Here is a 23,043-nt window from a genome sequence, read left to right on the forward strand (position 1 = left end):
CAACTTAGCTGCTGACCTCACGGTCGACGTGGGGGTGGGTGGGGGTTGGTGGGTTGGGGGGTGCGGTGATTGCGGCGAGTAGTTCGTCGGCGACCTCCAGGGCCACTCGCTTGCGCTCGGCGTCGGTGATGTCCGGCGTGCGTACGGCGAACCAGCTGCTGTGCACGGCGAACAGGGCCAGCACGGCACGGAGCTGGGCGCCGGGGGAGTCGTCGCCCTGGCAGAGAGCGGTGGCCAACCGGAACATCCGGCCGCGCAGCTCCCGGCCGGCGGAGAGACTCTTCAACGCGGTCTGGTTCTGCTCGAAGAACCGCATCACCGAGGGCTGCTCGCCACTGAACGTGGCGTCGGCGTACCGCTCGATGACGGCCTGTCGGGTGGCCAGCGTGGCCGGCTGGGTCTCGGCCCAGGCGATCAGGGCGTCCATCCGCTCCAGCCGGTCCTCCACCACGCTGGTGACGATCTCGTCCTTGCTCTTGAAGTGGTAGTAGAGCGCCGCCTTGGTCACCCCGAGCCGCTCGGCCACCTCACGCAGGGACGTGGCCTCGTAGCCCTGCTCCGTGAAGAGCTCCAGCGCCACGGCCTTGATCCGCTCCCGGGTGCCGCCTGTGCTCTGACTCACCCGTACCTGCCAATCCGGTTGACCGTCGTTCCCTGTCCAACTTACCGTCCGGCTAGTAAGGTGACTAGCCGGGCGGCAAGTAAGTGCGCCGCATCTCGGGGGGAGAGCTTACCGATGGCCCAGCAGAACCAGGCTGCCGTGCGACCCAATGTCCGGGTCGTGCTTTTCGGCCTGATGATCGCCATGATGCTGGCGATGCTCGACAACATGATCGTCAGCACCGCGCTACCGCGCATCGTGGGCGAGTTCGGCGGGCTCAACCACTTCACCTGGGTGGTGACCGCGTACGTGCTGGGGACCACCGTCTCCACCCCGATCTGGGGCAAGCTCGGTGACCTGTACGGCCGCAAGTCGGTGTTCCTCACCGCTGTGGTGATCTTTCTCGTCGGCTCCGCGCTGTGCGGCATGGCCGGCTCGGGCTTCCTCGGCGGTCCCGACGACGGCATGGTCCAGTTGATCGCCTTCCGGGCTGTCCAGGGTCTGGGTGCCGGTGGCCTGATGGTGGGCGTCATGGCGATCATCGGCGACCTGGTGCCGCCCCGTGAGCGTGGCCGCTACCAGGGCATGATCGCCGGGATCATGGCGATCGCTATGGTCGCCGGCCCGCTGGTCGGCGGCTTCATCACCGATCACCTCTCCTGGCGCTGGGCGTTCTACGTCAACCTGCCGCTGGGCGGGGTGGCGCTGGTGCTGCTGATCGCCACCATGCACCTGCCCAAGTACCGCACCGAGCACCGCATCGACTGGCTCGGCGCCGCCCTGCTGTCGGTCGGTATCACCGGGATCGTGTTGATCACCACGTGGGGCGGCAACGAGTACGCCTGGGCCTCCCCGCAGATCCTCGGTCTCGCCGTACTGGCCGTCGCGGCGCTCGTGGTGTTCGGGTTCGTCGAGCGTCGGGTCCCCGAGCCGATCCTGCCGCTGCGGCTCTTCGCCAACCGGAACTTCGCCCTCATCTCGGTGATCGGCTTCCTGCTCGGCTTCGCGATGTTCGGCGCGATGAACTTCCTGCCGCTCTACCAGCAGACCGTGCAGGGCGCGTCGGCCACCAACTCCGGCCTGCTGCTGCTGCCGTTGATGTTCGGCATGCTGCTGGTGTCGCTGGTCGTCGGCCGGGCGATCACCCGGACCGGCCGGTACCGGATCTTCCCGATCGTCGGCGGCGGGGTGATGACCGTCGGGCTCGCCCTGCTGAGCCTGCTCGACGTGGACACCAGCAAGTTCCAGTCGTCGCTCTACATGCTCGTGCTCGGTGCCGGCATGGGCTTCCTCATGCAGACCTCCATGCTGATCGCGCAGAACAGCGTCGCCCAGAAGGACCTGGGGGCGGCGAGCGGGGCGGCCACCTTCTTCCGGTCCATCGGCGGGTCCTTCGGTATCTCGTTGTTCGGTGCCATCTTCGCCAACCGGCTGGCCGGCTCGGCGGCCGGCGGCGCGTTCAGCGGCGGCGGTGAGGCCGGCGCGGCGATGAACATCGAACAACTGCGGGAACTGCCGGCGCAGGCCCGCGAGCTGGTGCTCGGTGGGCTCGCCGACGCGATCTCGCACGTGTTCCTCTGGGCGGTGCTCTTCGCCGTCGTGGTACCGGTGCTGGCCTGGTTCATCCGGGAGATCCCGTTGCGCACGAGCAACGAGCCGGAGCCGGACAGCAGCGGCCAGGAGCAGGCCGAGGCCGACCTGGCCCGGTCACCGGCCGTCTGAGGTCCCCCAGGCAGCTCAGGGCGTGCCGCGCGGGCGTGTCCGCCACGGGGGCAGAAGACGACGCAGCAGGGTACGCAGCGCGCCGCGACGCTGGCCGGTGCTCACCCCGGCCAGCGTCCGCGCGGTGGCGGTGGTCTCCGGGTCGAGGTCCGGCGTGGCCAACGCCAGGTGTGCCAGGGAGGCCGTGTTGGGCAACTGATGGCGCCGGGCCGCCGCCAGCCGCTCGGCGACCAGTTCGGCCACGTCCCGGCGGACCGACGGATCGACCCAGGCGGCGGTGACCAGGGCGAACAGGGCCGCCTCGGCGACCTCTGGCACGTCGCGCGCCAACTCCACAAGTACCCGCCGCCGGGTCGAATCCGCCCACGGCTCGTCGGTGCGGTGGTGCAGCAGACCGAGGCAGGTCCAGACCTGCACGCAGCGCAACCACAGCGCCGGGTCCTGGCCGGAGAGCACCCGCCCCAGCGCGGTCTGCGGGGTCTCCGGTGGATGGGCCAGCAGGCCGAGCAGGTCGGCCAGATCGAGCGTGGCCAGGCCGACGGCCGCGTCGTAGGCCGCCGGCGGATGCGGCCAGGCCGGGTGGGCGAGTTCACGTAGGCGGCGGGCGGCCTCCGCCGACGGCGGAGGTGGCGTGGGGCGCGCCGCCGGCTGCGATCCGTCGTTCCCGGTGCCGGGTTGCCCGCTCATCCCGCCGGCCGGCGCAGCCGGCGTCAGCTGACCCAGCCAGGGGCGGCCGCGACAGCATTCGGCCAGGTCGCCGTGCTCGTGCGAGTCGTCCGGATGGTCGCGGGTGAAGTCCGCCAGCGCCACCAGGTGACGCACCGCGCCGTCGCGTTGGAAGCGCAGGCGGTGCGCGGTGTGCACCGCGCAGTCGAAGGACGGGTTGCGGGCCAGGGCACGCTCGATCCAGCCCAGCGCCTCCTCCAGCCGGCCGTGGTCGGCCAGGGTGCCGGCGATGTCGGCGTACACCGCCAGGTCGTCCGGGTCGTGCTCGACAGCGCGGCGGAGCGCGGCAAGCGCCTCCCGGGTCCGGCCGGCGCTGCGCAGCGCGTACCCGAGCCACACCTCGCCCATCTTCGACGGTGCCGCGCGTACGCCCCGGCTGGCCCAGCGGACCGCGAGCGGAACCTCCTCCACCCGCCGGGCGAGCGCGGACGCCGTGCCCAGCAGCAGGGCATGCTCCGGGTGGACGGTGATCGCGTTGCGGGCGAGCGTGAGGTACGGCGTGAGAGCGCTCCGGTTCGGTGGCGGAACCGGATCGGGAATGGCGGCGCAGACCTGCATAAGTACCCGGGCCGCCTGCTCGGGTCCGAGACGCTCGGCCAACTCGGGCGAGGTGACCCAGGGGACCCCGGCCCAGTCCGCGCCGGGTGCGTGCGCGGTGGCGGCGACCAGCAGATCAAGACCGTCGGCCGGGCGACCGGCCGCGGCGAGCAGGTGCGCCCGGGCGACCACGGCACCGACGAAGGTGTGGTGCTGCAACGGGAACAGGTCGATCCCGCCGTCGCCGCTGGCGGCCGCCAGCCGGGCGAGGGTCTCGTGCACCTCGGGCAGCGTCGGTGCCCGGGCCAGCGCCGCCGCGACGTGGTCGGCGGCATGCGTCAGCTCGCCGGAATCCAGGGCCCGCCGGGCCAGGATCAGCTCCTCCGTCGCCGGCAGCGCCCGGTCGTCCGTTCCCTCGGCCACGTGATCCTCTCGCTCGTCGGTACCGGTTGCGCGGTGAGGTCGGGTCAGCGTAGGTGACGAGATCCAGTTTTGGTGATCCACTGCGCACTTCTGCTCGTTTGATTGCTCAGACTGGCGCAAAGGTGCAAGACTGAGCAGCAATCGCGCGGATATCGCGCAGGGGAGGAGTTTCCGTGACGCGCCCAGGTAGCGGCATGGCCGCCGACATCGACGAGCAGCCGGCCGGTTACGAGCGTCTGCTCTCCACCGAGCACGCCACCGCCATCGCCCGGGTGGCCGCGGCCGTCGCCGAGCGCCGACCCCGACACGTGGTCTTCACCGCCCGAGGCACCTCGGACCACGCCGCGCTGTACGGCGCCTACCTCAGCGAGATCCGCCTCGGCCTGCCGGCCGGCCTGGCCTCGCCGAGCGCGATCACCCTCTTCGGCGCCCGGCCCGACCTCTCCGAGGCCCTGGTCGTGGGGGTCAGCCAGAGCGGCGGATCCCCCGACCTGACGGAGGTGCTCCGGGCCGCCCGCGACTCCGGTGCGCTCACCCTCGCCGTCACCAACGCACCGGATTCCCAGTTGGCGACGACCGCAGAACTCTCCGTGGACATCGCGGCAGGACACGAGCGGGCGGTCGCCGCCACCAAGACCTACACGGCCGAACTGCTCGCCCTGCTGATGCTTGTGGAGGGAATCCGGGCCGGCGACGGCGCGCTGCCCGCGGAGGAGCGCCGGGCCCTGGCCGACCTGCCCGAACTGGCCGCCCGCACCCTCACCGACCCCGTCGCGGCTCAGCTCGCGCCGCGCTACCGCTTCGCTGCCCAGATCGTCACCACCGGCCGGGGGTACGCGTATCCGACCGCCCGGGAGGCGGCGCTGAAGCTGATGGAGACCTCCTACCTGCCGGCGCTGGCCTTCTCCGGCGCGGACCTGCTGCACGGGCCGCTGGCCATGACCGACCCGGACGTGCCGGTGCTGGCGGTGGTCGGCTCGGGGCCGGGCGGGCGGTCGATGGGCGAGGTGCTGCCCCGGCTCGGTGAGCGCCGCGCCGACGTCGTGGTGGTCGGCTCCGCCGAGATCGACGGCGCCACCCGCCTCGCCGTGCCCGAGGTCGACGAGCGGTACGCCCCGCTGCTGGACATCCTGCCGTTGCAGCGGCTGGCGCTGGCGCTCGCCCTGACCCGGGGCGAGGATCCGGACGCACCGCGCGGGTTGAAGAAGGTCACCGCGACGATGTGATGGTCGGCGTGGCACGCTGGTCGGCGTGTCAACGCTGCGTGATCTCGCCGAGGAGCACACCCGCCTACGTCGGGTCGACATCGACCACCTGCACCGCATCGCCGGTGACTGGCAGTTGCTGTCCGACCTCTCCTTCGCCGACCTGCTGCTCTGGGTTCCGGTGGACGGCGAGGGCAGCTTCCTCTGCGTGGCCCAGGTCCGCCCGACCACCGCGCCCACCGCGTACCAGGACGACCAGGTGGGGCGGATCGTCGGCGGCCCGGAGGTGGCGCACCTGGAGGTCGCCTACCGGCAGGGGCGCATCTGGCGGGAGGGCGACCCGGTCTGGTACGGCGACGTCCCCGCCCGGCACGAGGCGATCCCGGTCCGACTGCGCACGGGCGACGGCGAATCCGGCGAGGTGATCGCCGTGGTGGGCCGGGACACGAACCTCTCCACCGCGCGCACGCCAAGCCAGTTGGAGTTGAACTACCTGACCACCGCCGACGACCTGGCCCAGATGATCGCCGACGGCACCTTCCCGCCGCCCCGGCACCCGGGCGAGACCACCTCGGCGCCGCGGGTCGGTGACGGGCTGGTGCGGCTGGACGCCGGTGGCAAGGTCACCTACGCCAGCCCCAACGCACAGTCGGCGTACCGCCGCCTGGGGCATGCCTCGCTCCTGGTCGGTGAGGATCTCGCGGCGCTGCACCGGCGGCTGGCCGGTGATCCCCTGGACGGCACGGAGGCCGCGAACGGCATCCTCGCCGCGTTGCGCGGCGAGGCGCCGCCGCGGCGGGAGATCGACGCGCGCGGGGCGACCATGCTCACCCGGGCCCTGCCGCTGATGCCCGCCGGTGTGCCGATCGGCGCGCTGGTGCTGGTCCGCGACATCACCGAGGTACGCCGACGCGACCGCGCGTTGATCACCAAGGACGCCACCATCCGGGAGATCCACCACCGGGTGAAGAACAACCTCCAGACGGTGGCGGCGCTGCTGCGGCTACAGGCCCGCCGGGTGTCCATGCCGGAGGCGCGGGTGGCCCTGGAGGAGTCGGTACGCCGGGTGGCGTCGATCGCGCTGGTGCACGAGACGCTCGCCATGTCCAGCGACGAGGCGGTGGAGTTCGACGGGATCGTCGACCGGGTGGCCAACGCGGCGACCGAGGTGGCGGCGACCGAGGTGAGCGTCGCGATGCGCCGTACGGGCACCTTCGGCGTGCTCCCGGCCGAGATCGCCACCTCACTGGTGATGGTGCTCAACGAGCTGTTGCTCAACGCCGTCGAACACGGCTTCCCGCCGGCCGGTGACGACGCCCCGGTGACAGTCGGCCCGCCGAAGCCCGAGGTGGTGGTCTCGGCGCACCGGCTCCGCCGGATGCTGCATGTCACTGTCGCGGACAACGGCCGGGGCCTGCCGGCGGGATTCGAAGCCGAGGGCGGTGCGAAGCTCGGGTTGCAGATCGTCCGGGCGCTGGTCACCGGGGAGCTGCGCGGCACCATCGAGCTGCGCCCCGGCGCCGACGGCGGCACCGAGGCGTTTCTGGCCCTTCCGCTGGCGGCGCGCAGCGCCCCCGAGGGCCGCAGCGGCGGGTGACCCGTTCCGCCCACACCGCTCCGGCCAATCCGGTCAACCGCGCCGGGTGAGCAGGGCGAGGGTGACACCGGCACGCGGCCACACCTGGCTCAGCGTGAAGCGCTCGCGTAGCGCGTCCCCCTTGGCGCCGGGCACGGCGGCGAGGGGATCGGATCGCCGCCCGGCCAACACCAGCCAGACCCGGTCGACTCCGGCCAGGCACTCCGCCGGGCGGTCGCATTCGGCGGCCCATAGGTCACCTCGGCGTTCCTGCCCCTCGGCCAGCAACGCGTCCCGTGGGATTCGACCGCCCAGGTGATAGCGCAGGCCGAGGTCGAGAAAGAGCCAGCTGTCCCGGGGCGAGTAGACCACCGCGTCGCCGGGACGCCGGCCCGCCGCGATGATCTCGGCCGTGGCCCGGTAGTCCACCGTTGCGGTGCGCGGCCACTCGTGGGTACGGCGCAGGGCCGCCTGCTCGGGCAGGCCGAGCAGGCCGGTCAGCACCACCACCGCCAGCGCGGCGGGTAGCCGGGCGGAGGCGAGTGCCGCGCCGGCCAGCAGGCAACCGAACGGCACCACGAAGACCAGGTAGCGGGGCACCCACAGGGGAACGGCCAACCCGGCCAGGAACAGCAGCAGCACCGGTGCCAGGACGCAACTCAGCGGCAGCAGTGCCCGACGGCCGGCCCGGGCCGTGCCGAGCGCGGCGAGCCCGATCAGCACACCGCCGACCACGCCGCTCTGCGCCACCCCACCTGCCAGCGCCGCCAGGTCCCCAGGGCGGGCGGCGTCCACCCAGTCGAGCTGCCGTCCCCGCTGTCCGCTGGCCACCAGGGCCAGCGGCACCACCGCCATCGCCACCGGCGCCAGGGCGGCCAACCAGTACCCGAGCACGCGGCCCGGCGCTGGCGACTGCCGTTTCCCGGCGCTGCGCTGCCCGTCACTCCGGCCGGCATCCGCGCTGGCGGCGGGACCGGCGCGGATGGTCCTGGCCAGTACGGCGACCGCGTGGGCGGCGAGCAGGGTGAGCGCCACCAGGTGAGTGAGCCCGAGCGCGGTGGTCGCCGCCGCGTAGCCGATCAGGTGCCGTCGGGTGGGGCGTTGCAGCCCGGCGACCAGCAGCAGCGTGCTCAGCACGGCGAGTGCGCTGGCCAGGGCGTACGGCCGCGCCTCCTGCCCGTACCGGGAGGTGCCGGGCAGCACCGCGAACAGCAGGCCGGCGAGGGTGCCGACCCGGGCGTCCCACAGTCGGTGCCCGAGTACGGCGGTCAGGCCGGCGGTCGCGGCCATGGCCAGGGCTGAGGGCAGGCGCAGTGCGGCCACCGAGTCACCGGCCGCAGCCAACCAGGCGTGCATGAACAGGTAGTAGGGGCCGGTGGCGGCGTCGATGGTGCCGGCCAGCCGGAACAGGCCGCCCAGTTCTCTGGTGGCGGCGCTCCAGGTAGCCAACTCGTCGCGCCACGGCTGGGCGGCGTCCAGCCCCACCAGCGTGGCCAGCAGGGTGACCGTCGCCGGTGCCAGCCATACCGGTACCGAGCGCAGCCGCCCTCCGCTCAGCCGGACGCCGACCCCGGCCGCCGGAATCGACCTATCGGACAAATGCCCCACGTCGCGAGCCTGCCACACGGTGACGCTCGGGGGAGCCGGCAGCGACCGCCCGTGATGTGGGATCACGCACGTCACCATTGGCTGCCCCGCCCGAGGTGTGGCAGCATGACGTCCATGACTGCCGCTGTCGTCCGCCGCTTCGTGGCTCGCCGCCACGTCGATTACGGCCGCGTACGCAGCGCCATCTGTCCGGCTCACTGACGACGCCCGACCATCCCTGCCTCGGGCACGCAGCGCGCCGGCCGTGCAGAGACATCGCTGTCCACGGTCCCTCCGGGAACCGGTCGTCGCGCCCGCCCAGCCCCACCGAGGCGCAGCAGACAACGGAGGACGCCGCGATGGCAGTCAGCGAGATTCCGGCCCGCCCGCCGCGGGCGCCCCGGCGCCCCCGTGGTGAGGGCCAGTGGGCGCTCGGGCACCGAGAGCCCCTCAACCCCAATGAGCGGATCAAGAAGGACGACGACCCGCTCAACGTCCGGGCCCGCATCGAGAACATCTACGCCCACCGCGGGTTCGCCTCCATCGACCCGCAGGACCTGCGCGGCCGGTTCCGGTGGTGGGGCCTGTACACCCAGCGGAAGGCGGGCATCGACGGCGGGCGTACCGCCGTGCTGGAGCCGCACGAGCTTGAAGACGAGTACTTCATGCTGCGGGTACGCGTCGACGGCGGCCAGCTCGACCTGACCCAGTTGCGGACGATCGCCGAGATCTCCCGGGAGTTCGCCCGGGACACCGCGGACGTCACCGACCGGCAGAACATCCAGTACCACTGGATCCGGGTCGAGGACATGCCGGAGATCTGGCGGCGGCTGGAGTCGGTCGGGTTGCAGACCACCGAGGCGTGCGGCGACTGTCCCCGGATCGTGCTGGGCAGCCCGGTGGCCGGGGTCGCCGAGGCCGAGCGGATCGACCCCACCCCGGCCATTGACGAGATCGTCAAGCGGTACGTCGGCGACAAGCAGTTCTCCAACCTGCCGCGCAAGTTCAAGTCGTCGATCTCCTGGCTGGTGGACACCCCGTACGAGGCGAACGACATCGCCTTCCTCGGTGTCGATCACCCGGAACACGGCCCGGGCTTCGACCTCTGGGTCGGCGGGGGCCTGTCCACCAACCCGATGCTGGCCCAGCGGCTCGGCACCTGGGTACCGCTGTCCGAGGTACCCGACGTCTGGGCTGGCGTGGTGGGCATTTTCCGCGACTACGGCTACCGCCGGCTGCGTCACCGGGCCCGACTGAAGTTCCTGGTCGCCGACTGGGGGGTGGCGAAGTTCCGGGAGGTGCTGGAGAAGGAGTACCTCGGGCGGACGCTGCTCGACGGCCCCGCCCCGGCACTGCCGGAGCGGCCGATCGACCACATCGGCGTACACCGCCAGCGTGACGGCCGCAACTACGTCGGCGCCGCCCCGGTGGTCGGGCGGGTCTCCGGGAGCCAGCTCGCCCAACTCGCGGACGTCGTCGAGGCGCACGGCAGCGAGCGGGTACGACTCACCCCGTACCAGAAGCTGCTGGTGCTCGACGTGCCGCCGGAGCGGACGGAGTCGCTGGTCGCGGGCCTGCGCGAGATCGGCCTGGAGGCCCAGCCGTCGGCCTGGCGGCGCGGCACCATGGCCTGCACCGGCATCGAGTACTGCAAGCTCGCCATCGTCGAGACCAAGGCGCGCGGCGAGGAACTGGTGGCCCGGCTGGAGCAGCGACTACGCGACTTCGACGCGGACATCTCCATCCACATCAACGGCTGCCCCAACGCCTGCGCCCGCACCCAGGTGGCGGACATCGGCCTCAAGGGGCAGCTGGTGACCGGGCCGGACGGCCGTCAGGTGGAGGGCTTCCAGGTGCATCTCGGCGGTGGGCTCGGCATGGCCGAGGGGCGTACCGCCGGATTCGGGCGCAAGCTGCGTGGCCTGAAGACGACCGCCGAGGAGCTGCCCGGGTACGTCGAGCGGCTGGCCGTTCGCTACCTGGCCGGCCGGACCGAGGGTGAGACGTTCGCCAACTGGGTGATTCGGGTCGACGAGGAGGAACTGCGATGAGTGGTGAGACTCGTTCCGTGCCGCTGTACTGCCCGTACTGCGGCGAGGAGGATCTGCGGCCGAGCGAGGCCGGGCACGGCGCCTGGGAGTGCCACGCCTGCGCGCGGGTCTTCACGGTCAGGTTCAGCGGCCTGCTCTCCCAGGCGGTGAACCGGTGAGCGCCCTGGTCTCCGCCGCCGGCCTGGGCCTGGTCGGCACCAGCGCCGTGGCCACCGCCGATCCGTCCCGACGCGACCCGGACGAGCTGCGGACGCTTGCCGAACGGGCCGGGCGGGAACTGGAAGGCGCACCCGCGTCGGAGATCGCGCGGTGGGCGGCGGAGACCTTCGGGGAGCGGTTCTGCGTGACCAGCTCGATGGCCGACGCCGTCCTCGCCCACCTGGTCTCCCGGGTGGCGCCCGGGGTGGACGTGGTCTTTCTCGACACCGGGCTGCACTTCCCGGAGACCCTCGCCGTCCGCGACGAGGTGGCCCGCACCCTCCCGGTGAACGTCCGGTCCATCCGGCCGCGACTCACCGTGGGTCAACAGGACGGTGAGTACGGACCGCGGCTGTTCAACAGGTCTCCGGACGAATGCTGCCAGCTGCGCAAGGTGGAGCCGCTGGAGCGGGCGCTTACCGACTATGACGCGTGGGCCGCCGGTCTGCGTCGCGACGAGTCGCCGACCCGCGCAAACACGCCGGTGGTCACCTTCGACGCGCGTCGGGGCAAGGTGAAGGTCAACCCGATCGCGGCCTGGACGCAGGCGGACGTCGACGCGTACATCGCCCGGTGGAACGTCCCGGTCAACGAGCTGTTCCGGCGCGGCTACGGCTCGATCGGTTGCTGGCCGTGCACCCGGCGGACCGGAGCCGGTGAGGACGCCCGGGCCGGTCGCTGGGCGATGTTCGAGAAGACCGAGTGCGGGCTGCACGTCTGACCGGAGGCGTCGGCCCGACCGGCGAGCACCGGTCGGGTGACGATCCGTTGCTGCTGGTCGCCCACGGCAGTCGCGATCCCCGGGCGGCCGAGGCGACCAGGGCTCTGGCCCGGGCGGTCGCCGCCGCCCGCCCCGGTACGCCGGTGCTGCCGAGTTGGCTCGACCACACCGAGCCTGGTCCGACCGAGGCGCTGCGCGGGCTGGTTGCGGCCGGGTACTCCCGGGCGGTGCTGGTGCCGCTGCTGCTGACCGCCGCCTATCACCGTCGGGTCGACATCCCGGCAGCGGTGGCGGCGGCCCAGCGATCCGGCCCGCCGATCCAGGTGCGGGTCACCGACGTGCTCGGGCCGGTGCGGGGCGAGGTGGACCCGGCGCTGCTGGCCGGGTTGCGGCGGCGGCTCGGCGAGTCGCGGCCGGGTCGGTGCGACGCCGTGGTGCTGGCCGCTGCGGGCACCCGTGACGCCGCGGCACGGGGGTCCGTCGGGCGGGTGGCCGCCGCACTGGGCGCGGCCCTGGACGTGCCGACCCGGGTGTCGTACGCCTCGGCGGCACCGCCGGATGCCGGTGCGGCGGTGACCCGACTGCGGGCGGCCGGCGCACGACGGGTGGCCGTGGCGGCCTACTTCCTGGCCCCCGGGCTGTTTCACGACGCGGTGACGGCGGCTGCCCGGGATGCCGGCGCGGTCGCGGTGGCATCCCCGCTGACCGACGTACCGGATCTGGTGGACCTGATACTCCGCCGGGTAACCACTACGTCGATGCACACCTGACTCTCCGTACCGACGAAAAGAGCACGTGACGTCAGCCCGGGTTGCAACGGCGATATCTGCTGAGTCGGCATTTGTCGGTGACGTTGCGGAGCCATGAACGGTGGTTCAGGGCGGACAGCAGAACGCCCCGGCGGGCTGAGCCGGCCAGGGCGTTTCGCTTCGTACGTGTGTGTGGTGGTCAGGCGGAGTGAGCGCGCAGCACCCGGAGGCCGCCGCGACGCTTGACGGCGCGCCGCTCCTCCTCGCTCATCCCGCCCCAGACGCCAGCGTCCTGACCGGATTCCAGCGCCCACTGCAGGCACTGGTCGGTCACGGAGCAGCGCCGGCAGACGGCCTTGGCCTGCTCGACCTGCAGGAGAGCCGGACCGGACGTCCCAATCGGGAAGAACAGCTCCGGGTCCTCGTCGCGGCAGACAGCATGGTGACGCCAGTCCATGGCGGCAACACTCCTCATTCTGGATGGGTGGCAGATGTTGCTTGTTGGTGCTTTTCCTATATGCATCCGCATTGCCGATGGTGACGGTTCGCGTCCGTCATTTCGGCAGTGCGTTAGCAGGCTGTTAACCCCGGGGGGCTGCTGGAAAAGCTCACCTTGCCGAGCATGTCCAGGCAATGTCCCGGTAACTCAAGTTCGCTTGTGAATACTTTCACGAACTCACGCGATGTCAAGGGTGGCGCTCGGAAAAACTCCGGACGGTGAGCAAGCCCACAACCCATTTGTCCGGGTTCCGGATCTCTCCGGCTACCCGTCGTATCACAGTCGAGGATCAATATAGTACAGTCCGCCGCGCATTGCTGACATTTCCGGCATCCGTCCCGGGTGTCGCAGTCGTCGCGCGGGGGATGTCGCCGACTGCCTCACCCCGGTGGTACCGGAGACCTAACAGATTACTCTGAGTGCGGCGGGAACGCTTGTGAATCTGACTTTTTCCCGCTCGCCAAGATAGTCGCCGTCGAGCTGAAATGCCTGCGGACGGCTCGCGACCAGCGTGAACTCGGCCATGTCGTGCAGCCGCAGCACCTGGCGACCGTGTGGATCGGGCGTCGGAGAGAAGAATTGCGTCACGGTGCGTGTCGTGCTGGCGACGCCGAGCTGGCGCAGGGCCAGTACGTCGAGCCCCAGGTCGAACGACGCGGCCGGATTCGGGTTGACCTCCCGGTCCCCGACGTACGTCCACGGAGCGGTGTTCTGCACGATGATCGTGGCCAGCTCGCCCTCGGTCGTCTCGCCCGGCCGTTCCAACTGGATGGCCGGGTGTCGTCGCTCGTTGCCCAGCAGCAACTGCGCGGTGAACGCCCGAAAGTAGAGCGAGGGGGAGGAGACCCGGCCCCGGCGGCGAGCCTCCTCGACCCGGTGGATCACCGACGCGTCGAGCCCGAATCCGGCGCAGAAGGTGAAGTAGCGATCGTCGGCCCGGCCGAGGCCGATCGTGCGGCGTCGGCCCAGCCGCAGCCCCTCCATGATCATGCTGGCGCCCTCCGGCCATTCCCGGGGCAGGCCGAGCGCACGGGCGAAGACGTTAGTCGAGCCGCCGGGCACGGTGGCCAGGGCCGGCAGCCGGTCGGCGGTCGGTTCCGCACCACCCGCGGTGGTCGCCGTCATCAGCCCGTTGACCACCTCGTTCACCGTGCCGTCGCCACCTAGGGTGACCACTGCGTCGACACCCTCCTCGGCAGCCTCCCGGGCCAGCGTGGTGGCGTGGCCGCGCTGGCGGGTGTAGCGCACGGAGAGGTCGACCTCACTGCGCAGCGCTCGGACGAGCACGTCACGCGCGCGCTCACTGGTGGTGGTGGCCTTCGGATTGACCAGCAGGACGGCCCGCATGGGCGGCACTGTACTCCGCGCCGTCACCGGTATCGTGACCGCGTGACCATCGACTCCGACCCGACGCCCGTCACGCTCCGTTGGGCGGTCCGGCTGCTGCGCGGTGAGGCGGTCGCCGTCGGGCTGGTCGCCGCCTGGCTGATCTTCGCGGATCTGACCGCCGCCACCACCCATCTGACGTCGGCGCTGCTGGTGACGGCCTTCGCCGTCGGTGCCGCGGTCGCCCTCTGGGCGCTGGGCGGTGCCCTGCTCCGACGGCGGGCCGGTGCCCGCGCGCCGGCCATCGTGCTTCAGCTCATGCTGCTGCCGATCGGCTGGTTCATGATCCAGGGCGGGCTCGGCTGGCTCGGCGTGCCACTTATCACGCTCGGCGTCGGGGTCACCTGGCTGCTGGTGAGCCCGCCGACCACCCGCGCCCTGGGCTTCGAGTGAGCTGACCCGGGGGCCCGGTCACCAGCCGGAGGCGCGTCGGGTGAGCAGCGAGATGGTCGCCCGGCCGTCGCTCGCCCGTGCCCCCGCCGAGGTGGTCAGCGCGGTGAGAACCTTCCAGGCGAACGACGACTCCGCCGGCAGCCGGGCGCCCGGCATCGTCGGCACGGTCACCTCGACGGTCAGTGCGTCCTCGGTGACCGCGAAGCGGCAGTCCAGTTCGGCGTCCGCGGCGGCGATGGCGAGCAGCATCGCGCACGCCTCGTCGACCGCGATGCGCAGATCCTCGATCTCGTCCAGGGCGAACTGGAGCCGTGCCGCGAGACCGGCGGTGGCGGTGCGGAGAACGCTCAGATATCCGCCGTCCGCGGGCACGGTGAGGTGCACGATGTCGTCATCGGTCGTCGGCTGGCCGGTCAGTTGAGTCACCACTCATCCCCCCGGTCGGGGACTCTACCCGCTCGGGCCGCCACGCGGTTGACGACGGTCAGTGCGGCGGCCCGGCGGCGCGTCCGGACCGCACGGCACCGCCCGGACGGGATCCGAGGGCCACAACGCGTCGGCGGTCGGCACGTCCCCAACGGGACGCGCCGACCGCCGACGCGATGAACCAGGTTCAGGTGCCGTACGCGGGCGACCTCACGCCTGCTTGGTCTCCCAGAAGATCTTGGAAATCTCGTCGATCTTCTGAAGCAGCTCGTCCGCCTTGGTCGGATCGGTGGCGCCCTTGGCGCCGGCGGCACCGGCCAGCTTGGTGGCCTCGTTGAACAGCTGGTGCAGGTGCGGGTACTTCTCGAAGTGCGGAGGCTTGAAGTAGTCGGTCCACAGCACCCAGAGGTGGTGCTTGACCAGCTCGGCCCGCTGCTCCTTGATCAGGATGGCCCTGGTGCGGAACTCCGGGTCGGTGTTGGCCTGGTACTTCTCGCAGATCATTTTCACCGACTCGGCCTCGATGCGGGCCTGCGCGGGGTCGTAGACGCCGCAGGGCAGGTCGCAGTGGGCGCTGGCGCTCACGCGGGGCGCAAGGATGCGTGGAAGTCGCATCGGGATCCTCCATGGGAAGTTTGCGATGATCCAAGACGACATTACTCCTGGACGGTGGTCCCCGAGGGGGCTGGAGGTGAAACCCGTGCCCGCCACCCGGCTGCGGTGGCCGCTGTCGGCCGTGCTGGTGACCGGACCCTCCATGGCACCCACGCTGCGTCACGGTGACGCGGTGCTGGTGCGCCGGGGCGGCCGGGCCACCCGGCCCGGTGACGTGGTGATTGCGGTTTTCCGCACTCGACCGGACCTGCTGGTGGTCAAACGGGCCGTCCGCCCCGTCGACGGCGGCTGGTGGCTGTCCGGTGACAACGGCCTGGTCACCGACGACTCTCGCAGCTACGGCGTGGCGGACGTGCAGGGCCGGGTGGTGGCCCGGTACTGGCCCCGGCCCGGCCGGGTGCCGCCAAGACCGTTATGAACCTGCTCACATACTGGACCCCTGAGCCTGACTATGCTCGGAAGTGCCCGGGTGACCCCCCGCACCGCCGCCGCTCGCTCGCCTCACCGTGCGCCCGACCGGCCGGCCCAGTTGCTCGATCTTTCTGGAGTCACCATGTCTTCGTCCACCGTGGACCCTGCTGATCCCGTCTTCCAACTGCACCGGGGCGGCAAGATGGCCGTCGTCTCGACCGTGCCGCTGACCAGCCGGGACGATCTCTCCCTCGCGTACACCCCGGGTGTGGCCCGGGTCTGCGAGGCGATCGCCGCCGACCCGTCCCTCGCCCACGACTACACCTGGGCCTCGCGCGCAGTCGCGGTCGTCACCGACGGCTCGGCCGTACTCGGTCTCGGCAACATCGGCCCGAGCGCCGCGCTGCCGGTGATGGAGGGCAAGGCCGTGCTGTTCAAGCAGTTCGGCGGGGTCGACGCGGTACCGGTCTGCCTGGCCACCCAGGACGTCGACGAGATCGTCGCGGTGGTCACCGCGCTCGCGCCGTCGTTCGGTGGCATCAACCTGGAGGACATCAGCGCGCCGCGGTGCTTCGAGGTGGAGCGGCGGCTCGACGAGGCGTTGGACATCCCCGTCTTCCACGACGACCAGCACGGCACCGCGATCGTCGTGCTGGCCGCGTTGCGCAACGCGGCGACGCTGCTCAACCGCAAGCTCGGGGATCTGCGGGTGGCCGTCAGCGGTGCGGGAGCGGCCGGCGTGGCGGTGACCAGGATGCTGGTGGCCGGCGGCGTGGACCCGGAGCGAGTCGTGGTCTGCGACTCCCAGGGCATCATCTGTCGGCAGCGCGCCGGACTCACCGGGACGAAGGCCGAACTCGCCGAGCTGACCAACGCCGACGGCCGGCAGGGCGGCGTCGCCGAGGCGCTGCGCGACGCCGACGTGCTGATCGGGGTCTCCGGCGGGCGGATCCCCGAACGTGCGGTCGCCGGCATGGCCCCGGGCGGCATCGTGTTCGCGCTGGCCAACCCCACCCCCGAGGTGGACCCGGAGGTGGCGGCCCGACACGTCGCGGTGGTCGCCACCGGCCGCAGTGACTACCCGAATCAGATCAACAACGTGTTGGCCTTCCCGGGCGTTTTCCGAGGTGCGCTCGACGCCCGAGCCACCCGGATCACCGACGCCATGAAGGTCGCCGCGGCCGACGCGATCGCCTCGGTGGTGGCCGAGACGCTCACGCCCGAGGCCATCGTGCCCTCGCCGCTCGACCCGCGGGTGGCACCGGCGGTGGCCGACGCGGTCGCCGAGGCGGCCCGCCGGGACGGCGTGGCCCGCGCCTGAGGTGTCGAAGGGCCCTGTCCAGGCGTGGACAGGGCCCTTCTTAACGGGCGCTCAGCTTGTTACGGTGCGGATCATGCGTGCCGCCTTCGCCTCCCGTTTCGACGACGCCGACCCGCTCGCCGCGCTCACCGTCGGTGATCAGCCCGAGCCGAGCCTGCCCGACGAGGACTGGGTGACGCTGCGCGTCACGGCCAGTTCGCTGAACCACCACGACCTGTGGTCGCTACGCGGCGTCGGGCTCCGTGCCGAACAACTGCCGATGATCCTCGGCTGCGACGCGGCCGGCGTGGACCCCGACGGTAACGAGGTGGTCGTCTACCCCGTCGTACCGACGCCCGGCGACCCGCGCGGAATGTCCATCCTCTCCGAGCACTTCCCCGGGACGCTGGCGGAGCGGGTGGCCGTACCCAGGTCGAACCTGCTGCCGCTGCCGGCGGGGCTGGCGGCGGCCGACGCCGCGTGCCTGCCGACGGCCTGGCTGACGGCCTGGCGGATGCTCACCACCAAGGGCCGGGTCGCCGACGCCGACGCCGTCCTGGTCCAGGGCGCCGGGGGTGGCGTGGCCACCGCGGCCGTCGCGCTGGCCGTCGCGCTCGGCAAGCGGGTGTACGCGACCAGCCGCGACGCCGCCAAGCGCGAGCGCATCGCCGAGTTGGGCGCGACCGCCGTGGAACCGGGCGCGCGGCTGCCCGAGCGGGTCGACCTGGTGATCGAGACGGTCGGTGCGGCGACCTTCGACCACTCGTTGAAGTCGGCCGCCCTGGGTGCCCGGATCGTGGTCTCCGGCGCCACCGCCGGCCACGAGCCGACTGTCAACCTGCGCCGGGTCTTCGCCATGCAGCTGGAGATCCTGGGTACCTCGATGGGCACGCCTGACGAACTGGCCGCCCTGCTGACGTTCTGCGCCGAGCGAGGCGTGCGTCCGGTGATCGACAGCGTGGTGCCGTTCAGCCGCGTCGGCGACGCCTTCGCTCGGCTGCACTCAGGTGACGTCTTCGGCAAGGTGGTCGTCGACCACACCGCCTGATCCGTCCCCGGACCGACCGGATCGCGCACTTTCCCTGATGGTGGGGGCTGCCCGGCCGCTGAGGCAGCAACATCCCCGATGGTGCGGCGTGGATCCGGCGGTGTGCGGGTTACAGGTTGTTGTCGAGGGTGGCGACGTCGTCGCGGGAGGCGGCGGTGGGGATGCGCTTCTTGGCTTCGGCGTCGCCGTAGAGCGTCCAACGCAGGAACTCGGTGGTGGTGTCGGCGACCACCCGCAGCGCGGCCCCCTCGCCGCGGAGCAGGGCACGGCCATGGTCGCCGTCGGGCAGGCTCAGCATCGCCTTCGGCCACGGCACCTTGTCGTACACGGCCTTGCCGGCGGCGTACTGCACCACCTCGTCGGCCTGGCCGTGCACGAACAGCTGCGGCGCGGCGGCACCGGCGAACGCGGTGCCCACCCCGAGGGCGGTGCCGGCGAAGACGATTCCGGCGGCCAGCCGCTCGTCGCGGCCGGCGGTGAACAGCCCGATGGTGGTCACCGCACCCGCGGAGTGGCCGGCGGCGGCCACCCGGTCGGTGGCCAGCCGCCCGCGAAGGGGATCACCGTCCCGGGTGTCGAGGGCGAGCAACCGGGTCAGCGCGTACGACACGTCGGCCGGCTGGTTGAGCACATCGAGCACATTTGGGTCGCCGCCACCACGGGAGGTCTTCGGGAAGGTCGGCGCGGCCACCACGAAACCGGCCGAGGCCCACCGGGTCAGCAGCGACTCGTAGTCGTCGGGACGGCCACCCAGGCCGTGGCTGAACATGATCACGGGGAACTTCCCGTCCGCGGCGTCGACACCGCTGGCCGGCTGCCCACCGGCCCGGCCGGCCGCCGGGTACCAGACGGTCACCGGCAGCGGTCGGTCGCCGTCGCGGTTCAGCTTCAGCTGTCGTACGCCGAGCGCGAAGGTGCCCTCCGGGGCGTTGCCGGCAGGGACCGCCGGGGAGACCGAGGGCGCGACGGAGACAGTGGCCTGCGGAGTGGGGGCATCCGCCCGCTCGGTGGGCTCACGGTCGGTGGAACAGCCTGCCAGGGTGCTGGCGAGGAGAGCGGTGGCGGCCAGAGCGGAGGCGGCACGACGCGACATGGCTCCGATTGTGCCCGCACCATCCGCGGCGCGTACGGGCGCACCGGGCACGCCGGCTGGACAGGTTTCGCTAAGGTTCCCGGCATGGCTGAGAACTACACCGACCCGAGCGGCAACACCGAGGCGTTCCGTGCCTTCGTCGACACGGAGGCCGCTCCGGCGGAGGCCGCGTCGCGTACTGGTCTGATCATCGGGGCGGCTGTGGTCGCCGCGGTGCTGCTCGCCCTCGCCACCTGGCTCGCCTTCGGCTGACCGGGCCGGCGTCAGTCGCCGCCCCTGACCACGGCCCGGGCGGCGCGGGCGATCTCCCGCTCCTCGTCGGTACCGATCACGCAGACGGCCACCTCCGCGCCGTCCGGCGAGATGATCCGGTCGCCGCTGCCCGCGTTGCGGTCCGGGTCGACCGTGATGCCGAGCCGGTCCAGCCCGGCCAGCGCCGCTGCGCGCACCGGCGCCGCGTGCTCGCCGACCCCGGCGGTGAAGGTGACCGCGTCCATCCGGCCGAGCAGCGCGTAGTACGCCCCCACGTAGCCGGTTATCCGGCGGCAGTAGACGTCGAAGGCGAGCGCTGCGGCCTGGTCGCCGGCTGCCCGCTGGGCGAGCAGCTCTCGCATGTCGTTGACCCCGCTCAGCCCGAGCAGGCCGCTGCGATGGTTGAGCAGGTCATCGATCTCGTCGACGCCCAGTCCGCCCTCGCATCGCAGGTGGAACACGATCGTCGGATCGAGGTCGCCACTGCGGGTGCCCATCACCAGCCCCTCCAACGGCGACATGCCCATCGACGTGGCGACGCTTCGTCCGCCGGCCACCGCACAGGCGCTGGCGCCGTTGCCCAGGTGCAGTGTGATCGTGTTGATCTCCTCGTACCGGCGGTCCAGCAGTTCCGCCGTGCGCCGGGACACGTACGCGTGGGAGGTGCCGTGGAAGCCGTACCGCCGGATTCCGTACCGCTGCGCGACCTCGCGGTCTATCGCGTAGGTGGCGGCGGAGTCGGGCAGCGTGTGGTGGAACGCGGTGTCGAAGACGGCGACCTGCGGCACCTCGGGCAGGGCCTGGCGGGCCACCTCGATGCCGGCGAGGTTCGCCGGGTTGTGCAGGGGCGCCAGCGGCACCAGGTCGGTGATGGCGGCCAGCACCTCGTCGTCGACAAGCGTCGGTGCGGTGAACCGCTGGCCGCCGTGCACCACCCGGTGCCCGACGGCGGCGAGGCCGGTCAGGTCCAGCCCGTCCAGGATCTGCCGGATCGCGCCGGTGTGGTCGCTCGGCCCACCGCCGGGCTCACCGATCCGCTCGACGGTGCCCTTGTCCAGCACCCGGTCGCCGTCGTACAGCCGGTACTTGATCGACGAAGATCCGCTGTTGAGCACCAGCACCTTGCTCACGGGTGCACCTCGGCGAGCGCGGCGGCCTGGATGGCGGTGATCGCCACGGTGTTGACGATGTCCGGCACGGTGGCCCCCCGGGAGAGATCGTTGACCGGCCGGCGCAGGCCCTGCATGACCGGCCCGACGGCCACCGCTCCGGCGGAGCGCTGCACCGCCTTGTACGTGTTGTTGCCGGTGTTCAGGTCCGGGAAGATGAAGACCGTCGCGCGGCCGGCGACCGCGCTGCCGGGCAGCTTGGTGGCGGCGACGGCCGGGTCGATGGCCGCGTCGTACTGGATCGGGCCCTCGACGGCCAGTTCGGGTCGGCGTTGCCGGACCAGCGCGGTGGCCGCCGCGACCTTCTCCACGTCCTCGCCCGCGCCCGAACTCCCGGTCGAGTAGGACAGCATCGCCACCCGGGGTTCGATGCCGAACCGGGCCGCGGTGTCCGCCGAGGAGATGGCGATGTCGGCGAGCTGGGCGGCATCCGGATCGCGGTTGACCGCGCAGTCGCCGTAGACCAGCACCCGGTCGGCGAGCAGCATGAAGAAGACGCTGGAGGCGACGGAGACCTCCGGCAGGGTCTTGACGATCTCGAAGGCCGGCCGGATGGTCGCCGCCGTGGTGTGCGTGGCACCGGAGACCATGCCGTCGGCGTGGCCCGCCCACACCATCATGGTGCCGAAGTAGTTGGGTTGGGCGACGATGTCGTGCGCCAACTCGGCGGTGACCCCCCGGTGCGCGCGCAACTTCGCGTACGCCTCGGCAAACTCGTCGCGCCAAGGGCTGCTCGCCGGGTCGACCACCCGGGCCTCGCCGATGTCCACCCCCAGTTCCCGGGCCCGCCGGGCAACCTCCTCCGGCCGGCCGAGCAGGGTCAGATCGGCCACTCCCCGGCGCAACAGGATCTCGGTGGCGCGCAGGATCCGCTCCTCGGTCCCCTCCGGCAGCACCAGGTGCCGCCGCCGGGTCCGGGCCCGGTCTATCAGGTCGTACTCGAACATCAACGGGGTGACCCGGGCGGACCGGCTGACCCGTAGCCGGCCGGCCAACTCGACGGTGTCGACATGCGCCTCGAAGGCACCGAGCGCGGCCTCCACCTTTCGGGGGTTCCCGGCGCTGGGCCGACCCTCGATCCGGCTCGACGCGGCCACCGTGTGGTAGCTGTCACTGGTCACCGACAGCACCGCGAGCCGGGCGTTCAGCGCCTCCACCAGACGCATCGCCCGCGGATCGGGCGGCACGCCGAGGGTGAGCACCAACCCGGCCAGCGACACCTGGCCGGCGACGTGTGCGGCGCTCGCCGCCACCAGCAGATCGTCCCGGTCACCCGGCATGATCAGCAGCGCGCCCTCGGTCAGGTGTTCCAGCAGGGTCGGCACGTGGGCCGCACCGACGACGTAGTCGAGCACGTCGCGGGCGAGCGCGGTCTCGTCACCGGCCAGCAGCGTGGCGCCCAGCGCCCCCGCCACCTCCGCCACCGTCGGCGCGGAGACGCTCGGCACCTCCGGGATGGCGTACGCGGGGACCGGCAGCCGGGGCAGCGCCATCGCCCCGGGGACCCGGTTGGCCAGCACCGCGAGCACGGTCGCGCCGAGGTCCGCGAGGTCGTGGTACGCGCCCCGGGCGGCGGCGGCGATCGCCGCCGGCTGCTGCCCGTAGCCGTCCACCACCGGCACCACGACGCTGCCGAACTCCGTGGCCAGCCGGGCGTTGAAGGCCAGCTCGCGCGGGCCGGCGGTGTCACCGGCGGCGGCGAAGTCACTGCCGACCACGACCATCGCCGCGAACCGTCGCTCCACGTCCCGGTAGCGCTCGACGATCCGGGAGATCAACTCCTCCCGACGACCGTCGGCGACCAGGGCGGTGGCCTCGGCGTACGTGGTGCCGTTCAGGTCTGCCACCGGTAGCCCCACCCGGTAACGCTCGCTGAGCAGGGTGAGGATCGGATCGGGGCGATCCTGCGCGACCAGCGGACGGAACACGCCGATCCCGCCGACCTGCCGGGACAACAACTCGGCGAGGCCGAGGGCGATCGTCGACTTCCCCCCGCCCGAGCCGACACTGGTCAGGTACACGCTGCGGGCCACGGCACTCACGCTACAAGATCAGGGTTGTTCCCGCGTGGGTCCTCGGACCTGCCCACCCGGGCCAGCCGGGGTGGCCGCCCGGCGATCAGTCGTCGTCTTCGTCGTCGAGCCGGGCCAGCCAGGTGGCGAACCGTTCGATCGGCACCTCGAACTCCGGGTTCACGTCGACGAAGTCACGCAGCCGGGCGGCCAGCCACTCCAGGCTGACCTGCTCGTCGCCGCGCCGCTCGACCAGTTCCTCGATGCCCCGGTCGGTGAAGTACATGGTCCTACTCGCTTCCTCACCGGAGCCCCGGTGAAGCCGGCCGGTCCCGCCCCACCG

At 72.0% G+C, this 23,043-nt stretch carries 23 protein-coding genes; 12 read left to right on the plus strand and 11 right to left on the minus strand.

The genetic code is table 11. The features are described 5' to 3' along the window. Positions 1-4 precede the first annotated feature (4 nt). Positions 5-622: a TetR/AcrR family transcriptional regulator gene (locus tag O7624_RS20815; RefSeq protein WP_282236951.1), complete on the minus strand. Its 618-nt coding sequence runs from the start codon at positions 620-622 to the stop codon at positions 5-7. Positions 623-736: 114 nt separating this feature from the next. Between O7624_RS20815 and O7624_RS20820 the strand changes: the two genes are divergently transcribed. Next, positions 737-2,323, plus strand: a complete 1,587-nt coding sequence (locus tag O7624_RS20820) for an MDR family MFS transporter (RefSeq protein WP_210939897.1) — start codon at positions 737-739, stop codon at positions 2,321-2,323. A 15-nt stretch (positions 2,324-2,338) separates the two neighbouring features. Here O7624_RS20820 and O7624_RS20825 read toward each other — a convergent pair whose 3' ends face one another. Next, the gene (locus O7624_RS20825; RefSeq protein WP_282236952.1) at positions 2,339-4,009 is read right to left on the minus strand and encodes a tetratricopeptide repeat protein; all 1,671 of its coding nucleotides are present in this window, start codon (positions 4,007-4,009) and stop codon (positions 2,339-2,341) included. A gap of 194 nt (positions 4,010-4,203) precedes the next feature. On the opposite strand from O7624_RS20825, the gene O7624_RS20830 reads away from it, so the two are divergent. Then, the gene (locus O7624_RS20830; RefSeq protein WP_282240698.1) at positions 4,204-5,235 is read left to right on the plus strand and encodes an SIS domain-containing protein; all 1,032 of its coding nucleotides are present in this window, start codon (positions 4,204-4,206) and stop codon (positions 5,233-5,235) included. Positions 5,236-5,260: 25 nt separating this feature from the next. Further along, complete coding sequence (locus O7624_RS20835) at positions 5,261-6,811, plus strand: PAS domain-containing sensor histidine kinase (protein WP_282236953.1); 1,551 nt, start codon at positions 5,261-5,263, stop codon at positions 6,809-6,811. Between the two features lie 33 nt (positions 6,812-6,844). Here the strand turns inward: O7624_RS20835 and O7624_RS20840 are convergent, their stop codons facing one another. Further along, positions 6,845-8,347, minus strand: coding sequence for a glycosyltransferase family 39 protein (locus O7624_RS20840; RefSeq protein ID WP_282240699.1), 1,503 nt, complete (start codon positions 8,345-8,347; stop codon positions 6,845-6,847). A 389-nt stretch (positions 8,348-8,736) separates the two neighbouring features. Between O7624_RS20840 and O7624_RS20845 the strand changes: the two genes are divergently transcribed. Genes O7624_RS20845 through O7624_RS20860 form a run of 4 tightly spaced genes read left to right on the plus strand, consistent with a single transcriptional unit; the run spans position 8,737 to position 12,117 of the window. After that, positions 8,737-10,428, plus strand: a complete 1,692-nt coding sequence (locus O7624_RS20845; RefSeq protein WP_093405237.1) for a nitrite/sulfite reductase — start codon at positions 8,737-8,739, stop codon at positions 10,426-10,428. Next, positions 10,425-10,586, plus strand: a complete 162-nt coding sequence (locus O7624_RS20850) for an IS1 family transposase (RefSeq protein WP_139233147.1) — start codon at positions 10,425-10,427, stop codon at positions 10,584-10,586. Before O7624_RS20845 ends, O7624_RS20850 begins: the two co-directional genes overlap by 4 nt. After that, positions 10,583-11,347, plus strand: a complete 765-nt coding sequence (locus tag O7624_RS20855; RefSeq protein WP_282236954.1) for a phosphoadenylyl-sulfate reductase — start codon at positions 10,583-10,585, stop codon at positions 11,345-11,347. The genes O7624_RS20850 and O7624_RS20855 overlap by 4 nt, the downstream gene beginning before the upstream one ends. After that, complete coding sequence (locus tag O7624_RS20860; protein ID WP_282236955.1) at positions 11,329-12,117, plus strand: CbiX/SirB N-terminal domain-containing protein; 789 nt, start codon at positions 11,329-11,331, stop codon at positions 12,115-12,117. Before O7624_RS20855 ends, O7624_RS20860 begins: the two co-directional genes overlap by 19 nt. Positions 12,118-12,295: 178 nt before the next feature. Here O7624_RS20860 and O7624_RS20865 read toward each other — a convergent pair whose 3' ends face one another. Next, entirely contained in the window at positions 12,296-12,553 is a 258-nt protein-coding gene (locus tag O7624_RS20865) for a WhiB family transcriptional regulator (RefSeq protein ID WP_007072794.1), read from the minus strand. Positions 12,554-12,997: 444 nt separating this feature from the next. Next, on the minus strand, positions 12,998-13,942 hold the full coding sequence (locus tag O7624_RS20870; RefSeq protein WP_282236956.1) for a diacylglycerol kinase family protein: 945 nt from the start codon (positions 13,940-13,942) through the stop codon (positions 12,998-13,000). 42 nt (positions 13,943-13,984) lie between these two features. On the opposite strand from O7624_RS20870, the gene O7624_RS20875 reads away from it, so the two are divergent. Further along, entirely contained in the window at positions 13,985-14,374 is a 390-nt protein-coding gene (locus tag O7624_RS20875; protein WP_282236957.1) for a hypothetical protein, read from the plus strand. An 18-nt stretch (positions 14,375-14,392) separates the two neighbouring features. Here O7624_RS20875 and O7624_RS20880 read toward each other — a convergent pair whose 3' ends face one another. After that, the gene (locus O7624_RS20880) at positions 14,393-14,800 is read right to left on the minus strand and encodes an anti-sigma regulatory factor (RefSeq protein WP_093405509.1); all 408 of its coding nucleotides are present in this window, start codon (positions 14,798-14,800) and stop codon (positions 14,393-14,395) included. A gap of 210 nt (positions 14,801-15,010) precedes the next feature. Next, positions 15,011-15,415 (minus strand): superoxide dismutase, Ni, encoded by a 405-nt coding sequence (gene sodN / locus O7624_RS20885; RefSeq protein WP_093405250.1) that lies wholly within the window; start codon positions 15,413-15,415, stop codon positions 15,011-15,013. Between the two features lie 25 nt (positions 15,416-15,440). Here sodN and O7624_RS20890 point away from each other — a divergent pair, with 25 nt between their 5' ends. The 3 genes from O7624_RS20890 to O7624_RS20900 all read left to right on the plus strand — a co-directional run bounded on the left by O7624_RS20890 (position 15,441) and on the right by O7624_RS20900 (position 18,174). After that, the gene (locus O7624_RS20890) at positions 15,441-15,833 is read left to right on the plus strand and encodes a S24/S26 family peptidase (RefSeq protein WP_093405253.1); all 393 of its coding nucleotides are present in this window, start codon (positions 15,441-15,443) and stop codon (positions 15,831-15,833) included. A gap of 135 nt (positions 15,834-15,968) precedes the next feature. Continuing rightward, positions 15,969-17,147, plus strand: a complete 1,179-nt coding sequence (locus O7624_RS20895; protein WP_282236958.1) for an NADP-dependent malic enzyme — start codon at positions 15,969-15,971, stop codon at positions 17,145-17,147. 64 nt (positions 17,148-17,211) lie between these two features. After that, positions 17,212-18,174 (plus strand): zinc-binding dehydrogenase, encoded by a 963-nt coding sequence (locus tag O7624_RS20900; RefSeq protein WP_282236959.1) that lies wholly within the window; start codon positions 17,212-17,214, stop codon positions 18,172-18,174. A gap of 109 nt (positions 18,175-18,283) precedes the next feature. Here the strand turns inward: O7624_RS20900 and O7624_RS20905 are convergent, their stop codons facing one another. Further along, positions 18,284-19,267 carry a chlorophyllase gene (locus O7624_RS20905; protein WP_093405258.1) on the minus strand — a complete coding sequence of 328 codons (984 nt, stop codon included), beginning with the start codon at positions 19,265-19,267 and terminating at the stop codon, positions 18,284-18,286. Between the two features lie 84 nt (positions 19,268-19,351). Between O7624_RS20905 and O7624_RS20910 the strand changes: the two genes are divergently transcribed. Next, a complete protein-coding gene (locus O7624_RS20910) occupies positions 19,352-19,519 on the plus strand; it encodes a hypothetical protein (RefSeq protein ID WP_170863447.1) in 168 nt (55 codons plus the stop codon). Positions 19,520-19,530: 11 nt separating this feature from the next. Here the strand turns inward: O7624_RS20910 and O7624_RS20915 are convergent, their stop codons facing one another. From O7624_RS20915 to O7624_RS20925, 3 genes are all read right to left on the minus strand, one after another. Then, positions 19,531-20,649: an acetate kinase gene (locus tag O7624_RS20915; protein WP_282236960.1), complete on the minus strand. Its 1,119-nt coding sequence runs from the start codon at positions 20,647-20,649 to the stop codon at positions 19,531-19,533. Next, positions 20,646-22,730: a phosphate acetyltransferase gene (gene pta, locus O7624_RS20920; protein WP_282236961.1), complete on the minus strand. Its 2,085-nt coding sequence runs from the start codon at positions 22,728-22,730 to the stop codon at positions 20,646-20,648. Before pta ends, O7624_RS20915 begins: the two co-directional genes overlap by 4 nt. Positions 22,731-22,806: 76 nt before the next feature. Next, positions 22,807-22,986 carry a DUF6104 family protein gene (locus tag O7624_RS20925; protein WP_093405266.1) on the minus strand — a complete coding sequence of 60 codons (180 nt, stop codon included), beginning with the start codon at positions 22,984-22,986 and terminating at the stop codon, positions 22,807-22,809. Between the last annotated feature and the right edge of the window lie 57 nt (positions 22,987-23,043).

This window comes from Verrucosispora sp. WMMD1129 (assembly GCF_029581255.1).
GTDB classification, from domain to species: domain Bacteria; phylum Actinomycetota; class Actinomycetes; order Mycobacteriales; family Micromonosporaceae; genus Micromonospora; species Micromonospora sediminimaris.

What these genes read in the sequence shown, in the direction of transcription:
- O7624_RS20845 (WP_093405237.1), top strand. Translation starts at nt 8,737, where the DNA reads ATGGCAGTCAGCGAGATTCCGGCCCGCCCGCCGCGGGCGCCCCGGCGC.
- O7624_RS20870 (WP_282236956.1), bottom strand. Translation starts at nt 13,942, where the DNA reads ATGCGGGCCGTCCTGCTGGTCAATCCGAAGGCCACCACCACCAGTGAG.
- O7624_RS20820 (WP_210939897.1), top strand. Translation starts at nt 737, where the DNA reads ATGGCCCAGCAGAACCAGGCTGCCGTGCGACCCAATGTCCGGGTCGTG.
- O7624_RS20895 (WP_282236958.1), top strand. Translation starts at nt 15,969, where the DNA reads ATGTCTTCGTCCACCGTGGACCCTGCTGATCCCGTCTTCCAACTGCAC.
- sodN (WP_093405250.1), bottom strand. Translation starts at nt 15,415, where the DNA reads ATGCGACTTCCACGCATCCTTGCGCCCCGCGTGAGCGCCAGCGCCCAC.
- O7624_RS20925 (WP_093405266.1), bottom strand. Translation starts at nt 22,986, where the DNA reads ATGTACTTCACCGACCGGGGCATCGAGGAACTGGTCGAGCGGCGCGGC.
- O7624_RS20890 (WP_093405253.1), top strand. Translation starts at nt 15,441, where the DNA reads ATGATCCAAGACGACATTACTCCTGGACGGTGGTCCCCGAGGGGGCTG.
- O7624_RS20830 (WP_282240698.1), top strand. Translation starts at nt 4,204, where the DNA reads ATGGCCGCCGACATCGACGAGCAGCCGGCCGGTTACGAGCGTCTGCTC.
- O7624_RS20905 (WP_093405258.1), bottom strand. Translation starts at nt 19,267, where the DNA reads ATGTCGCGTCGTGCCGCCTCCGCTCTGGCCGCCACCGCTCTCCTCGCC.
- O7624_RS20850 (WP_139233147.1), top strand. Translation starts at nt 10,425, where the DNA reads ATGAGTGGTGAGACTCGTTCCGTGCCGCTGTACTGCCCGTACTGCGGC.
- O7624_RS20910 (WP_170863447.1), top strand. Translation starts at nt 19,352, where the DNA reads ATGGCTGAGAACTACACCGACCCGAGCGGCAACACCGAGGCGTTCCGT.
- O7624_RS20865 (WP_007072794.1), bottom strand. Translation starts at nt 12,553, where the DNA reads ATGGACTGGCGTCACCATGCTGTCTGCCGCGACGAGGACCCGGAGCTG.